The following is a 14,963-nucleotide window of genomic DNA, read 5'->3' on the forward strand; positions in this document are numbered from 1 at the left end:
AGGCTTTTGTTAAATAAGATCGACTTTAGCGCATTCTGCTCACGGCGATCCTCCCATGAGCGCCCGATCCCTCCTACTCTGTAGCCGGGTGACAGGTTCGAACGACAGGGAGACGGACGCCGGTGAGATGGCTGCTCGCGGTGACGGCTCTGTGGACGCTGCTCGGGCTGCTGCCTCTGGCGCTGCTGACCGCCTCCAGCGTCTCCCTGACCGAGCAGGCGGTACGCGACGAGGTCACCGACCGCGTCAAGACCACCGCGTCAGTCAGCCGGGTCGTGGTGGAGCAGCAGATGAGCTCGCTCAAGCAGCTCGTCACCGCCTTCGCCCAGCAACCCCGGGTACGTGACGCGGTCGGAAACACCACTACCGCCACCCTGCGGGGCTACCTCGGCGAGCTGAAGCAGATGCGTGACGGCGTCAGCGGCCTGATCCTCATCTCGCCCGAGGGCGACATGCTGGGCGCCGAGCCGCAGAGCGCGCTGCCCCAGGACATCGGCAACACCGACTGGTACAACGCGGTGCGCGACCAGCGCCAGGCGTACGTCTCGCAGGCGTACACGCCCACGATGCGCGACCTGTCCAGAGCCGTCGCCGTGGCCGTGCCGATCCCGAGCGCCGACGGCAAGCGCATGCTCGGCATCCTCACCGTGGTCTACAGCCTGGACGCGATCCAGCGGTTCGCCAAGGACGCCGCCGAGGCGCAGGACATCCAGCTGCTGATCACCGACCAGGCCGGGGTGCTCGTCGCCGACCCCAGCAGGACGCTGTACGCGCTCACGTCCCTGCGCGAGGACCCGCGGGTGGACGCGGCGCTGGCCAGGCGCACCTGGAGCGGCACCTTCCGCGGCATCGACGGCCCGGTGTTCTCGGCCTCCGAGCCCATCCCCGGCGTCGGCTGGACGGTGACCGCCGAGGTCTCCGCCGCCGAGGCACTGGCCTCCGCCGAGCAGCTGCGCGGCAACGTGATGACCGTCGCGGCCCTGCTCGCGCTGCTCATCCTCATCGGCCTGGGCATCCAGATCCACACCACGCGCGGCCGCCGCCGGGCGCAGGCCACGCTCGCCAGATACGCGGCCGAGCTCGCCGACGCCAGGGACGAGGCGGTCCAGGCCTCCAGCGCCAAGTCCGAGTTCCTGGCCAAGATCAGCCACGAGATCCGCACCCCGATCAACGGCGTGCTCGGCATGAACTCCCTGCTCATGGGCACCCGGCTCGACGACGAGCAGCGCTACTACGCCACCACCGGCCAGGAGTCGGCCCAGAACGTGCTGCGCCTGCTCGACGACTTCCTCGACCTGTCCAGGATCGAGGCGGGTCACCTGCAGGTCGAGGCGGCGCCGTTCGACCTGCCGCGCCTGTGCGACGAAGTGGTGGCGCCGCTCGCGCCCCTCGCCTACGAGCAGGGCCTCTGGCTCACGCTCCGGCTCGACGAGCACGTGCCGCGGCAGGTGGCGGGCGACCCGGCGCGGCTGCGGCAGATCCTCACGAACCTCGTCGGCAACGCGCTCAAGTTCACCGTCCAAGGCGGGGTCGACCTGCACGTCACGCTGCACGAGGGGGAGCCGGGCAGCTCGCGGGTGGTGCTCGGGTTCGCCGTCTCCGACACCGGCATCGGCGTCGGCCCCGACGACCGGGAGCGCGTCTTCGGCGTCTTCCGCCAGGTCGACTCGCCCATCACGCGCCGGACCGGCGGGAGCGGCCTGGGCCTGGCCATCGCCAGGCAGCTCACCGAGCTCATGGGCGGGGAGATCGGGCTCGACAGCGTGGAGGGGGTGGGCAGCCGGTTCTGGGTGCGGCTGCCGGTGGACGTCCTGACGTGGTCGGAGCCGGGGGCCGGGGCGCTGGAGGGGCGGCGCGCGCTGGTCGCCGACCCGCGCCCTGAGGACCGGGCGCTGGCCGGACGGTACCTGTCCGACGCGGGGCTCTCCGTGGAGGAGACCAGGGACGCCCGGTCCGCCCTGGCCCGGCTGCACGACGCGGCGGCGGGCGGGAGCCCGTACGAGCTGGCCGTGGTGGCGCTCGACCTCGGCTCAGGGGAGCTCGGCCCTGGGGAGCTCGGCGCTGCCCAGGAGGGCCAGACGCTCGCGCACGCCATCCTCAACGACCCGCTCCTGCAGGCCACCAGCGTCGTCGTGGTCGTCACGCCGGGCCGGGCCCGGTTCGCCTGGCCGGCGGCCGGGGACCGGGCCGTGCAGTCGATCACCCGGCCGCTCAGCCGGCGCCGCCTGCTCGCCGCCGTGGAGAACGCCCTGGGCACCGTGGAATGCCCCGGGGAGCCACGCGAGGGCACACCGGTCACCACGGGCGCCTCCGGGGGCGTGCGCATCCTCGTGGCCGAGGACGACGAGGTCAGCCGCCAGGTGGCGATGCTCGTCCTGCGGCAGGCCGGGCACGAGGTCGAGACCGTCGAGGACGGCGAGCAGGCCGTGCGTGCCGTGCTGGCCGGCGGGTACGACCTGGTGTTCATGGACTGCCAGCTGCCCGTGCTCGACGGCCTGGCCGCGACCGAGGAGATCAGGAGCCGCGAGGAGACGCGTACCCCGATCATCGCGATGACCGCGGCGGCCATGCCGGACGACCGGATCCGGTGCCTGGAAGCAGGCATGGACGACCATCTGGCCAAGCCGGTGGACTGGCCGCGCGTGCTCGCCAGGATTCCGGAGTGGGCGTCATACGCCGGCCTTCCGCCCGAGCTGGCGGGCCTGTCGGCGGAGGCGGTGGCGGATGTCGCGCAGGCGTACCTGGCGACCGCGCGGCAGACGTTCGAGGATCTGCTCCGGGCGGCGCGGGACGGCGATCTGCCCGAGGTGGCGGCGCTGGCGCACCGGCTCAAGGGGAGTTGCGCCACCGTCGGGGCCGGGCGGGAGGCGGCGTTGTGCCAGCGGGTGGAGGAGCTGGCGCGGACGGGGAACCTCGAGGAGGAGCTCCTCGAGGACCTGGACGAGCTGCTCCGAGCGACCCCTGAGTGGATGAACGCGCACCAATCCTGACCGTCAGGCGACGACCACGTCCAGGAAGATCGGTTTCTTGGCGGCGAGCAACTCGGCTCCTGACTTGTCGGTCATCTTCCAATAAATCTTGCATCGGGCGGGGGAGTCGGCGGCGCGGACGCGTACCGCGATCTCCACGGACTCGCCCGGTTGGACAGTGCGGATCTCGACCCGTTTCGGAGCTTTGCACGGGGTGTCGTTCAGCCGGGTGAGATAGCGGTTCGTCCAGGGGACGGTGCCGGCGTTCCTGATCCGCCAGACCTTGGTGAACTCCGCCCCCTTCCGCACCACCGTACCGTCCGGATGCGTGACGTCCCCTTCGAAGACGGAGTCGTCGAACAAGGAGACCGATGGCGCCGGGGTGCTCCGGGCGGCGGGCTCGGCCTGCCCCGAGGGAGGGGCGAGCCAGGCGAAGAGCGCGGCCCCGACGCCGGCCGCGCCGGCCACGACCGCCGCGATCAGGGATGTGGCAGGAGCGGATCGGGCTCGGGATTCGGGATGCTGCACCATGAGTGCCTCGGTCTCGGTGGGCCCGGCCACCGTCTCGAGGTCTGCGGCGGCATGGGGCGCGGTCTCGGTGTGCGGGGCGGCATCGGGCGCGGTCTCGGTGCCGGCGCCCGTGGCGTGTGCGGCCTGCTCCCAGCGGGCCCGCCATTCGCGTCTGATCTCCTCGGGGTCCTGGCCCAGCCGGTCGACCGCGAGAACCCGGACGAACTCCCACGTCGTCTCCCAGGTGGGCAGCGCGCTCCCGCGGGCCGCGGCCGCCAGCGACGACTTCGAGGCCGCCGCCCCGAGGCGGGAGGCCATCTCCGCGAACGACGGGTCGCCCGCCTGCTCCTTGAGCTCCCAGAGGTGGTGTGCGAACAGCGCGACCGGGCCGGACGCCGGATCCGGCCGGATGGGCTTGCGCCCCCGCCGCGACGCCGCCCCTTCGTCCTGTGACATCCCACGGAGGCTACCAAAACCCTCCAAAGGGGGCCGGGCCCCGGCGGCGCGGCCGGGGCCCGGCATGGGACAGGGAATCAGGACGTCAGCCGCAGTGCGAGACTTCCGTGATGGACTGCACGGTGGGGCGGGCCCCCTTGAACTTCTTCTTGTCGAAGTCCCCGCCCCGAACCCAGATGCAGGCATCCTTCGCCTGCGCGACCCGGATCTTGATCCCCCTCGAGTGCTTGCAGCGGTTGTGGAAGTAGACGGTGACGCTCGTCGTGCCGTCGTCGCCGTAGGAGTAGCTGAAGCAGCGCGTCTTCCCCCGGATGACGTCGAGCGCCTGCTGCGGGGCGGCGGACACGGCCGTGCTCGCGGCGGTATTCGCAACGGCGAACGACGGAGCCGCCGCCGCCGAAGTGGCGAACATCGAGGCGGTCATCGCGCCGACGGCGAGCATGACTTTCCCGCGAATTCTCATGCGAATTTCCCCCATTTCGCTGGGCGGTGGTTTTCGTTTGCTTCCGCCATCACTGTCGCGCGCCGTCGCCGCGGCTGCCAAGCGATCATTGTCCGAACATTGTCCATTGCCTTTTGGACAATGAAAACGCGCAGGTCAGAGCGAGCAGTCGCAGCACTCGCAACAATGGCGGCACTCGCCGTCCGCATGTCGGCAATAGCAGCGGTCGCCGCACGGGCGGCCGGCTAGTTCGCTCCGTCTCGGCCGCCACATTCCGCAGCTGAAAAACGTCGCCACGCCGCCCGCCGACGTTCTGATCCGGCCGGGATTTTCGTAGGAAGCGGTGAATGTACGATTCACTGCCCGGCGTATTTCGGTGTCGAGCAGCGCCGCGAGCCGCGCCCGCGCGCCCACCACCTCGGCCGTGCGGAACCGCCAGCCGGGCCGCGTGCCCGTACGACGAGCCGGCGCGATGGCGGACGGCACCGTGCGATTGCGGTCTTCCGCCATCGAGGTCGGCGGTCCGCCCCCATGGTGGCCCGGGCGGCGGCTGCCTAGCGTGGGACGGCGTGATCAGTCTCAAGGGTTTGAGCAAACGCTATGGTGACCGGTTCGTCGTCGACGACCTGTCGCTGGAGTTGAAGCCCGGCACGGTGACCGGTTTCCTCGGGCCGAACGGGGCCGGCAAATCGACGACGATGCGGCTCGTGCTCGGGCTCGACCACCCCACCTCGGGCACCGCCTTGATCGGCGGCAGACCGTACCGGGAGATCAGGAACCCCTTGCGCACGGTTGGAGCGTTGCTCGACGCGCGGGCGCTGCACCCCGGCCGCAGCGGGTACGCGCACCTGGCGGCCCTGGCGAGCAGCAACGGCATCCCGCGGCGGCGCGTCGCGGAGGTGCTGGAGACCGTCGGGATGGCCGGCGCGGCCCGCAAGCGGGCCGGGACGCTGTCGCTCGGCATGAGCCAGCGGCTCGGGATCGCGGCGGCGCTGCTGGGCGACCCCGAGGTGCTGATGTTCGACGAGCCCGTCAACGGGCTGGACCCCGACGGGGTGCGCTGGGTACGCGGCCTCATGAGGTCCCTGGCCGCCGAGGGCCGCACCGTGTTCGTCTCCAGCCACCTCATGAGCGAGATGCAGCTGACCGCCGACCACTTGGTGGTGATCGGGAAGGGGCGGCTGCTCATGGACGCCCCGCTGGCGGAGGTCATCGCGGGCAGCTCGCTGACGGCCGTGGTCGTCCGCACGCCGCACGTCAGGGAGCTGGCCGCGCGGCTGCGCGCCGCCGGGGTCGAGGTGGCGCGGCACGCGGAGAACGAGCTGGTCGCCACCGGGGCGCCGATCGAGAGAGTGGGCGATCTGGCGCACGAGGCGGGAATCAGGTTGCACGAGCTGCGTACCCGGGAGGCGTCGCTCGAGCAGGCGTACCAGGAGCTGACGGCGGACAGCGTCGAGTACGGCGCGGGGAAGGGGCAGGCGTGAGCATGTTGTGGCAGGCGGTCGGCGCCGAATGGGGCAAGTTGTGGTCGGTGCGGTCGACGTGGTGGTGCCTGGCCGCCGCGACGGTGCTCACGGTGCTCAGCGCCCTGACGCTGGGCGGCGCGACGGCCACGGATGCGCTGCGCGGGGAGAGCCCGGCCACCGCGGTCGTCGCGAGCGAGCCCGTGGTGTCCGCGACCTCGTTCGCCCAGTTCGCGCTGGTGGCGCTGGCAATGCTGGTGATCACCTCCGAGTACGCCTCCGGCTCCGTTCGCGTCACGCTGCAGGCCACGCCGGTCCGCGGCGTGATGCTGGCCGCGAAGGCGCTGGTCGTGGCGCCGGTGATGGCCGCGGCAGGCGTGCTGTCAGGCGCCGTGGCGACGGCCGCCGTCTACGTGCTGCTGTCCGCCGACGTGTTCGGCGGGCTGGTCGTGCTGCCCGCCGGGGAGGTCGTGCTGGACCTGCTCGCCGTAGGCCTGTTCTACGCACTGGTGTCGGTGATGACCGTGGGCGTGGGCACCGCCATGCGCAGCGCGGCAGGCACCCTCACCATCGTGTTCATGATGCTCATGGGTCTGCCGCTGCTGCTGCTCATGACCGGCAGCCAGGCGGCGCTGGACGCGTCGCTGCGCATGCCGCTGTTCGCGGGGCTGGCGTTCATGGGCAGCACCGACAACATGACCGGCGGGCCGATCCCGTACTCGGCGGGCGAAGGACTGGTCTGGCTGCTGGCCTGGACCGCGGCCGCGCTGGCGACGGGCCACGCGGTGCTGCGCCGCCGCGACGCCTAGACTCGGCCCGTGGCAGCGTCGGATCACGGTCAGCGGGCCGCCCGCGTGCTGGCCGGCGTGCTTCTGGGGATGGCGCTGGGCATCGCCGAGCTGGCCTTCCTGAGCGTGGCATGGCCCGCGTCGATGGTCCCCGCGACCCGCCCCGCCGCCGCGCGGGGCCTGGCCTGGCTGGTGTCCGTCGAACGTGCCAGGCTTGCCCGATGGTTCGGCCACGAGACGGCGGGGGAGGCCGGCTACGGCTTCCTCGCCGCCCGCGCCGCGCTGGGGGTGCTCGGCGGCTACGTCTGCGCTTCGGCCCTGTTCATCACCGGCCTGCTCCTGCTCGGCGGGTCGTGGGACGTGGCCTTGGGCCGGTCCGAGCAGGTGCCCGTGAACCTGCCGGGAGTGAAGCTGGTCACCAGCAGCGGCGTGCTCGGCCTGACCAGCGGGATGGCGCTGCTGGTCCTGACCGCCCTCATGATCCTGGCCGTCGGATCCCTCGAACGGCGGCTGGCCGGCCGCTTCCTCGGCCCCGACCGCCACGAGCAGATGAGCAGACGCATCGCCGAGCTGACCGCGACCCGCTCCGGCATCGTCAAGGCCGTGGACGACGAACGCCGCAGAATCGAACGCGACCTGCACGACGGAGTGCAGCAACGCGGCGTGGCCCTCGCCATGCTCCTCGGCCGCGCCCGGCACAGCGGCGACCACGACAGGACCGGCGAGCTGGTCGCCCAGGCCTACGCCGAGTCGCGGCACCTCCTCGACGAGCTGAGGAGCGTGGCCTGGCGCATTTACCCCACCGCACTCGACGAGCTGGGCTTGCGTGCCGCGCTCGCCGGCGTGGCCGAGCGGTCCAGCGTGCCGGTGACCGTGCACCACGGACTGGCCGAGCGGCCGGTCTCCGAGATCGAGACCGCCCTCTACTTCGTGGCCCGCGAGGCCATCACGAACGCGGTCAAACACGCCGGGGCACGTGACATCCTGGTCGTGTTGAGCGAGGACGAGCGGACGGTGCGGGTGGCGATCTCGGACGACGGCAAGGGCGGCGCCGACCCGTCGGGCGGCGGGCTGTCCGGGCTGGCCAGGCGGGTCCTGGCGCTGGACGGCGAGTTCGCCGTGGAGAGCCCGCCCGGCGGCCCCACGAAGATCGTCGCGACGTTGCCGAAGGCCGAGCCGTGCGGGTGATTCTGGCCGACGACTCCGTCCTGTTGCGCGAGGGCCTGACGCGGCTGCTCGACGACGCCGGCCACGAGGTCGTCGCCGCCGTCGGCGACGCGCCCGCGCTGCTCGACGCCGTCGAACACCACCGCCCGGACGTGGCCGTGATCGACGTCCGCATGCCGCCGGCCCACAAGGACGAAGGGCTGCGGGCCGCGCTGGAGATCCGCGATCGCCGGCCGGAGGTCGGCGTGCTCGTCCTTTCCCAGTACGTCGAGCCGCATTACGCGGCCAGGTTGCTGGCCGGGCGCACCGAAGGGCTCGGCTACCTGCTCAAGGACCGGGTCTCGGAGGTGGCCGACTTCCTGGAGTCGCTGGAGCGGGTCCGTACGGGCGGCACCGTGTTCGACCCCGAGGTCGTGCGCCAGCTCCTCGCCCGCACCACCCACGCCGACCCGCTGAGGACGTTGAGCCCACGCGAGGGCGAGGTGCTGCGGCACCTCGCCCAAGGGCTGACGAACGCCGCCGTCGCCGAGCGCCTGCACGTCTCGCTCAGCACGGTCGAGAAGCACGTCAACGCCATCATGGACAAGCTCGACCTGCCCCGCGACCCCGGCTACAGCCGCCGCGTGCTGGCCATCCTGCGCTACCTCGACAGCTGAGATCGGTCCCGTCGGACCAGCTCAGCCGCGTCAGAACGCCATCCGGGCCAGCCAGTGATCCATCAGGGCGCGGTCCCCGGCGACCTCCACCCGGCCGTCGTCGAGAGGCAGGCGGCGCGAGCACACCAGCATGAGATCCGCCGCCGTGCCCGACACCACCACGTCGACATCGGCCGGGACCGGCCCGCGCTGCCACCGCAGGCCCTCGGGCGCCCTGGTGAGCACCCAGCCGTCGCCCGAGACGGGCCGCAGCCCCAGCCGCTCGCCCCGGCCGCGCAGCTCGGCCAGCTCGGGCTTGAGCTGCTCGGCGCCCGGCGCGGTCAGCATCTCGAACCCCTCGCTGACCACGTCGGCCGCCAGGTCGTCGGCGAGGACGAACGCCGCGCCCGTCGTGACGGCAGCGTCGTAATGGTGGACGGCCGTGTCCGCGAGCATCCGGCGCAGCCAGAAGACGGCGGGCCGCGGCCCCAGGAACGTCCACATCTCCTTGCCGGCGCCGGTCTCCTCGATCGCGTCGATCAGGTCGTCGGCACCCGCGCGCAGCCACTCCTCCCAGCGGTCCGGCGTGCCAGGCTCGGCCTGCCACGGGTCCGGCGCGACCGCCGGTTCGCCCTTGCGCACGACCTGGGCCGCGTACCGGTGCGCCTGCCCGATGTGCCCCACGAGCACCCGCAACGGCCAGTCCGGGCAGGTCGGCACGGTGGCCTGCGGATCCCCTCCGGCGGCCGCGCGGGCGAACCCCGCGGTCTGCTCCCGCAGCCCCTCCTCCAGCCGCTCGACATCCAGCATGGCGAAACTCCCCTCAACTCGGTGAACGGGTACGCCGGTACCGTAGGAACTCCAGTCCAGTGGAGGTTCAAGTGCCTGAGATGAATTCGCAGCGAAGCGAGGACATTGATCTCAGGACACCGAGCGGAGCTCGGCCAAGGGCGCTGCGCGATGACACGCTTGGAATCGGCGACCTGGCCCGGCTGACCGGCGTGCCGGTGCGGACGATCCGCTTCTACTGCGACGAGGGCATCATCGACACGGTGCGGAGCACGGGCGGGCACCGCCGGTTCGACCAGGCCGCCGTGGACCGCCTCGGCCTCGTCAGGAGGCTGCGCGGGCTCGGGCTCGGACTGGTCTCCATCAGGCGCGTGCTGGACGGGGAACGTTCCGTGGGCGAGGTCGTGGCGGCCGAGCGGGCCGTGATCGACGTCCAGCTCGCGGACCTCGCCTGGCGGCGGGCCTCGCTACGGGCGGTCGAGGAGGCGGGGCCGGCCGAGCGGGCCGCCCGGCTGGAGCTGCTGGCCGCGGTGGAGCGCGGGCCGGCCGCCCGCGACGCGGTGATCCGCTTCTGGCGGCGCGCGATGCTGGCCCCGATCTCCGAGGGCATGTTCACGGCGTTCGTGACCATGGCCGTGCCCCAGCCGCCGGTCGACCCGACCCCGGCCCAGGTGGTCGCGTACGCCGAGCTCGTCGCCCTGGCCAGTGACCGATCACTGACGCGCGCCCTGCTGGAGCGCGCCCGCGTCAACATCGAGCTGATCTCCGACGAGGAGGCGCTGATGTTCGGGGTCGGCGAGGCGTGCGCGCTGGCCGAGCCCTTGGTCGTGGCGGGCAAGGCTCCCCGCGAGGGCCCCGAGCTGGAGCGATTCGTGGCGGCGCACGCCTCGGTGCGCCGCAGCGGCGACACCCCGGAGTTCCGGAGCCGGCTGCTGACCGACCTCTCCCACGAACGCGAGCCGCGGATGCGCCGCTACTGGCGGCTGGTGACCGAGGTCAGCGGCGAGGTGGCCACGCTCGGATCCACCCACCTATGGCTGACCGACTCCCTCGAACGCTCCGTCCGCTTGTAACATTCGACGCCATTGCCGGAAACATACTTTTCCTATAAATCGGTCATGGCGGACATCTTTGATACGTATGTCATGGCCGGAGCGTGGGATGAGATGTTCGAGCGGCCGGGCGTCCCCCGCGGCCAGTACCAGGCGCTGTTCGCCGCACTCCAGCCGCTCGGCGCCCGCGAGCTGCGGACCAGGGCCGATCAGCTCGCCAGGATGTTCACCGATCGCGGGGTCACCTTCGACTACGCGGGCGTCGAGCGGCCCTTCCCGCTCGACCTGATCCCCCGCGTCATCGACGCCGCCGAGTGGGACCTCGTGACGCGCGGCGTGCGGCAGCGGATCCGCGCCCTGGAGGCGTTCCTCGACGACGCGTACGGCGCCCGCCAGGTCTTCCACGACGGCGTGGTCCCCTGGCGACTGCTGCACTCCAGTCCCCACTACCATCGCGTCGCCCACGGCTGGCGCCCGCCCAACGGCGTGCGCGTCCACGTCGGCGGCACGGACCTGATCCGCGACGAGCAAGGCGTCCTGCACGTGCTGGAGGACAACGTCCGCACCCCCAGCGGGGTCAGCTACGTGCTGGAGAACCGGCTCGCCATGACCCGCACGCTGCCCACCCTCTTCTCCGAGCAGTTCGTGCGTCCGGTCGAGGAGTATCCCGCCAGGCTCCTGGCCGCGTTGCGCGGCGCCGCGCCCCCGGGGGTCGCAGACCCGACCGTGGTGCTGCTCACGCCCGGCGTCTACAACGCCGCCTACTTCGAGCACGCGCTGCTGGCCCGCCTCATGGGCATCGAGCTGGTCGAGGGCCGCGATCTCGTCTGCGAGAACAACCGCCTCTACATGATCACCACGTACGGCCGCCGCCTCGTCCACGTCGTCTACCGCCGCGTCGACGACGACTTCCTGGACCCGCTGCACTTCCGGGGCGACTCCGTGCTCGGCTGCCCCGGGCTGGTGAACGCCGCCCGCGCCGGCAACGTCACCATCGCCAACGGCGTGGGCAACGGGATCGCCGACGACAAGCTCGTCTACACGTACGTGCCCGACCTGATCGCCTACTACCTGGGGGAGACGCCGCTGTTGCCCAACGTGGAGACCTACCGGCTCGACGAGCCCGACGTGCTCGACCACGTCCTGGCCGAGGCCGATCAGCTGGTGCTGAAACCCGTGGACGGCGCGGGCGGCAAGGGCATCGTGATCGGGCCCGTCGCCACGCCGGAGGAGCTCGCGGCCGTGCGGGAGGCCGTACGCGAGGATCCGCGCGGCTGGATCGCCCAGCAGCCGGTGCTCCTGTCCACCTCGCCCACCCTGGTCGGCGAGCGCCCTGCGCCGCGCCACATCGACCTGCGGCCGTTCGCCGTCAACGACGGCGACGACGTGTGGCTGCTGCCCGGCGGGCTGACCCGCGTCGCGCTGCCGGAGGGCGAGCTGGTGGTCAACTCCAGCAGAGGAGGCGGCTCCAAGGACACCTGGGTGCTCGGCGAGGCCTGCGCGCCCGCCGCGTCCGCCGCGATGGCGGCGCCCAGCGCCGCGCAGTGGAGCCCCAGCAGGACCGCGGCGTGGGAAGGGGAACAACAATGACGCGCCCGCTGCTCAGCCGCATCGCCGAGACGCTCTATTGGATCGGCAGGTACGTCGAGCGCGCCGACGACACCGCCCGGCTCCTCGACGTGTCCGTGCACCGCATGCTCGACGAGCCCGAGACCAGCAGCTCCCTCTACGCGGTGCTCGGCCTGACCGCCGCCCCCGCCAGCCCCCAGGCGATGATCCGGCGCCTGGCCTACGACCTGGACGAGCCCGCCTCGATCGCCTCCTCGGTCAGCTCCGCCAGGGACAGTGCGAGAGGCGTGCGCGAGGTGCTGTCCAGCGAGGTCTGGGAGTGCCTCAACGTCACCTGGCACCACCTGTCCAAGCTGGAGACGCTGCCCCCGCACGCGTACCTGGCCTTCGTCCGCGAGCGGGCCGCCCTGTTCTTCGGCCTCGCCGACGCCACCATGAGCAGGGACGACTGCTGGCGCTTCATCGTGCTCGGCCGCAGCCTCGAACGCGTCGACATGACCACCAGGCTCCTGGCCGTGCACCTGGCCAGCGACTGGCGGCTGCTGCTGCAGGCCAGCGGCGCCGACGAGTCGTTCACCAGGACGCACGGCGCCAGGGACGGCGCGGTGCTGGAGTTCCTGCTGCTCGACCGGCTCTTCCCGCGTTCGGTCGTCTACTCGCTGCTGACCGCGGAGAAGTGCCTGCGGGCGCTCGCCCCCGAAACGGCCAGGGCCGGGGTGGCCGACTCCGCGCAGGCCGCCATCGGGCGGGTGCGCGCCGGGCTCGAGTACAGCGACCTGGACGAGCTCAGCGACCGGCTGCCCGAGCTGCTCGGCACCCTCCAGGAGGCGTGCGCGGCCGCGGGCGAGGCGATCACGAAGAGGTTCTTCCAGCGCAGGGAGGCGATGGCATGGGTTGGCGCGTGAAGGTCTCCCACGTGACGCACGTGGAGTACGACGGTGAGGCGCACTCCTCCTACAACGAGCTCCGGATGACGCCCGCGCACGGCGTGTTGTCCAGCCGCGTCAAAGTGACGCCGGCCGTGCCGACCTACACGTACGAGGACTACTGGGGCACCACGGTGACGGCGTTCGACGTGCCCGAGCCGCACCGGTCGCTGACCATAGAGGCCGTCAGCAGGGTGGAGACCAGCGGGCCGCGCCGCCCCCAGGGTTCCGCCACGGCGCCCGAGCCGTCGATGGAGGAGCTGCTGCGGCGTACCCCGATGACCGCCGTGAACGCCGAGCTGGACGAGCTGGCCAAGACGCAGGCGCTGGGCCGCGACCCGCACGAGACGGCCGAGGCGATCTGCGAGCTGGTCGCGGCCCGAGTGGAGTACATGCCCGGCTCGACCGGCGTCCAGACCTCCGCACAGGAAGCATGGGACCTGGGCAAGGGCGTCTGCCAGGACATGGCGCACCTCACCGCGGGGCTGCTGCGGGCCGTCGGGCTGCCGGCCCGGTACGTCTCCGGCTACCTGCATCCGCGGCCGACCGCCGGGATCGGCGAGCCCGTCGACGGGCAGAGCCACGCGTGGGTGGAGTACTGGGCGGGGGAGTGGCTGCCGCTCGATCCGACCAACCGGACGTACGTGGGGGAGGCGCACGTGGTGGTGGCCCGGGGGCGGGACTATTCGGACGTGCCGCCGCTCAAGGGCATCTACCAGGGGCCCCCGGGGAGCCGCCAGGAGATCACGGTGACCGTCACCCGGCTGGGTCCCGCCTAGCTCTCAGCAGGACGGCCAGGGTGGCCAGCAGCAGCCAGGCCGAGGTCAGGGCGATCAGCCAGGACCAGCCCGCGTGGCCGTACACGATGGTGCCCGCCGTGCCGCCCGCGCCGCTGCCCAGGTAGAAGCAGAGGGTGTAGAGACCGGCGGCCCGGCCGCGGGCCTGCGGGGACGCCTGGGCGGCGACCCAGGCGTTGGCGATGGCGTGCGCCGCGAAGAAGCCCGCGGTCAGCAGGGCGAAGCCGAGCGACATCGCCGGCAACGACGGGTGGAGGGTCAGCGCCGACCCGGCCACCGTCACGATCAGGGACGTGACCAGGGCCGTCGTACGCCCCAGGCGGGCCGCGAGCCGCCCGGCGGCGGCCGAGGAGGCGGTGCCCATGGCGTAGGAGAGGAAGACCAGGGAGGCGACGGCCGGGCTGAGCGAGAGGGGCTCCCCGGCCAGGCGGAAGCCGGCGGCGTTGTAGAGCGCGACGAACGCGCCCGTGGCGAGCGCGCCGACCATGCACGGAACGAGCACTCCGACACCGGCACCTCTTCGCCCGGCCCGCGTGCTGTCCGTTCTCGGGCGGCCGGCCCACGTCGCGTCGGGCCGGACGTGCGCGGCACGCGAGTGGGCCCGCCGGCCCCGCTCGACGTGCGCCCCGTCGGCCGGTTCGCCGGAGGACGCGGGGTCATGGGCGGGGACGGGGACGGGGGCGCGGCCGGGCGCAGAGCCGCGGGCAGGCACGCGGGCGGCGCCGGGCGCGGGGGCGTGGGCGGGTGAGGGGGCGTGCTGGGGGCTCGGGGTGCGGGGCAGCGTCAGAGCCGCGAACAGCGCGCACGCCAGGGCGACCCCGGCCACCACGGCCAGGGCGCCGTGCCAGCCCAGCGGACCGGCGGCGAACCCCGTGCCGAGCCGCCCCGTCATCCCGCCGACCGAGTTCCCCGCGATCATCGCACCCACCGCGCCGGCCAGCCGGCCGGGCCCGACCTGATCGGCCAGGTAGGCCGCCGCGACCCCCGCGAACCCGGCGATCGCCACCCCCTGCACCGCCCGCATGACCAGCAGCACAGGAAAGGACGGCGCCAGCGGCAGCAGCAGCCCGAGAACCGCCGACACCACCACCGACCAGACGATCATCCGCCGCCGCCCCACGGTCTCGGCCAGCGCGGCCACCGGCAGCACCGCCACCGCCAGCGCGCCGGTGGCCACGCCGATGGCGAGCGACGCGCTGCCCGGATCGAGCCGGAACGCGGCGGCCAGCTGCGGCAACACCGGCTGCGGCGCGTACAGCAGCGCGAACGACGACAGCCCCGCCGCCGCGACGGCCGCGCCGACCCGCCGGGTGTCCACCTGCGCAGGAGCGCTCTGAGCTTGGATGACCACCCGCACAACGCTAAGCAAGGCTAATAAATACGTCCAATGCTCAAATAGG

At 72.5% G+C, this 14,963-nt stretch carries 13 protein-coding genes; 9 read left to right on the forward strand and 4 right to left on the reverse strand.

Features of this window, described 5'->3' with window-relative positions:
• The first annotated feature begins 122 nt into the window (after nucleotides 1–122).
• Complete coding sequence (locus EDD27_RS13775; protein ID WP_127932790.1) at nucleotides 123–2,990, forward strand: hybrid sensor histidine kinase/response regulator; 2,868 nt, start codon at nucleotides 123–125, stop codon at nucleotides 2,988–2,990.
• A gap of 3 nt (nucleotides 2,991–2,993) precedes the next feature.
• Here EDD27_RS13775 and EDD27_RS13780 read toward each other — a convergent pair whose 3' ends face one another.
• Both EDD27_RS13780 and EDD27_RS13785 read right to left on the reverse strand, forming a co-directional pair.
• Nucleotides 2,994–3,935 carry an NBR1-Ig-like domain-containing protein gene (locus EDD27_RS13780; RefSeq protein ID WP_127932791.1) on the reverse strand — a complete coding sequence of 314 codons (942 nt, stop codon included), beginning with the start codon at nucleotides 3,933–3,935 and terminating at the stop codon, nucleotides 2,994–2,996.
• Nucleotides 3,936–4,020: 85 nt separating this feature from the next.
• Nucleotides 4,021–4,398, reverse strand: a complete 378-nt coding sequence (locus EDD27_RS13785; RefSeq protein ID WP_127932792.1) for a hypothetical protein — start codon at nucleotides 4,396–4,398, stop codon at nucleotides 4,021–4,023.
• Between the two features lie 548 nt (nucleotides 4,399–4,946).
• Here EDD27_RS13785 and EDD27_RS13790 point away from each other — a divergent pair.
• From EDD27_RS13790 to EDD27_RS13805, 4 genes are read left to right on the forward strand one after another with little or no spacing between them, the layout of a single operon-like run.
• Complete coding sequence (locus EDD27_RS13790; protein WP_127932793.1) at nucleotides 4,947–5,861, forward strand: ABC transporter ATP-binding protein; 915 nt, start codon at nucleotides 4,947–4,949, stop codon at nucleotides 5,859–5,861.
• Nucleotides 5,858–6,649 carry an ABC transporter gene (locus EDD27_RS13795; RefSeq protein ID WP_127932794.1) on the forward strand — a complete coding sequence of 264 codons (792 nt, stop codon included), beginning with the start codon at nucleotides 5,858–5,860 and terminating at the stop codon, nucleotides 6,647–6,649. Before EDD27_RS13790 ends, EDD27_RS13795 begins: the two co-directional genes overlap by 4 nt.
• A gap of 9 nt (nucleotides 6,650–6,658) precedes the next feature.
• A complete protein-coding gene (locus EDD27_RS13800) occupies nucleotides 6,659–7,816 on the forward strand; it encodes a sensor histidine kinase (protein ID WP_241564022.1) in 1,158 nt (385 codons plus the stop codon).
• The gene (locus tag EDD27_RS13805) at nucleotides 7,807–8,451 is read left to right on the forward strand and encodes a response regulator transcription factor (protein ID WP_127932795.1); all 645 of its coding nucleotides are present in this window, start codon (nucleotides 7,807–7,809) and stop codon (nucleotides 8,449–8,451) included. Before EDD27_RS13800 ends, EDD27_RS13805 begins: the two co-directional genes overlap by 10 nt.
• A 30-nt stretch (nucleotides 8,452–8,481) precedes the next feature.
• Here EDD27_RS13805 and EDD27_RS13810 read toward each other — a convergent pair whose 3' ends face one another.
• Nucleotides 8,482–9,240 (reverse strand): maleylpyruvate isomerase family mycothiol-dependent enzyme, encoded by a 759-nt coding sequence (locus EDD27_RS13810; protein ID WP_206641391.1) that lies wholly within the window; start codon nucleotides 9,238–9,240, stop codon nucleotides 8,482–8,484.
• Nucleotides 9,241–9,320: 80 nt separating this feature from the next.
• Here EDD27_RS13810 and EDD27_RS13815 point away from each other — a divergent pair, with 80 nt between their 5' ends.
• Genes EDD27_RS13815 through EDD27_RS13830 form a run of 4 tightly spaced genes read left to right on the forward strand, consistent with a single transcriptional unit; the run spans nucleotide 9,321 to nucleotide 13,545 of the window.
• Nucleotides 9,321–10,292, forward strand: coding sequence for a MerR family transcriptional regulator (locus tag EDD27_RS13815; protein ID WP_127932796.1), 972 nt, complete (start codon nucleotides 9,321–9,323; stop codon nucleotides 10,290–10,292).
• A gap of 45 nt (nucleotides 10,293–10,337) precedes the next feature.
• Nucleotides 10,338–11,861 (forward strand): circularly permuted type 2 ATP-grasp protein, encoded by a 1,524-nt coding sequence (locus EDD27_RS13820; RefSeq protein WP_127932797.1) that lies wholly within the window; start codon nucleotides 10,338–10,340, stop codon nucleotides 11,859–11,861.
• Nucleotides 11,858–12,745: an alpha-E domain-containing protein gene (locus EDD27_RS13825; RefSeq protein ID WP_127932798.1), complete on the forward strand. Its 888-nt coding sequence runs from the start codon at nucleotides 11,858–11,860 to the stop codon at nucleotides 12,743–12,745. Before EDD27_RS13820 ends, EDD27_RS13825 begins: the two co-directional genes overlap by 4 nt.
• Nucleotides 12,730–13,545, forward strand: coding sequence for a transglutaminase family protein (locus EDD27_RS13830; protein ID WP_127932799.1), 816 nt, complete (start codon nucleotides 12,730–12,732; stop codon nucleotides 13,543–13,545). The genes EDD27_RS13825 and EDD27_RS13830 overlap by 16 nt, the downstream gene beginning before the upstream one ends.
• Here EDD27_RS13830 and EDD27_RS57720 read toward each other — a convergent pair.
• On the reverse strand, nucleotides 13,523–14,914 hold the full coding sequence (locus EDD27_RS57720; protein WP_277750712.1) for an MFS transporter: 1,392 nt from the start codon (nucleotides 14,912–14,914) through the stop codon (nucleotides 13,523–13,525). The two genes, EDD27_RS13830 and EDD27_RS57720, sit on opposite strands and share 23 nt — an antisense overlap.
• Between the last annotated feature and the right edge of the window lie 49 nt (nucleotides 14,915–14,963).

The organism is Nonomuraea polychroma, assembly GCF_004011505.1.
Lineage (GTDB): Bacteria > Actinomycetota > Actinomycetes > Streptosporangiales > Streptosporangiaceae > Nonomuraea > Nonomuraea polychroma.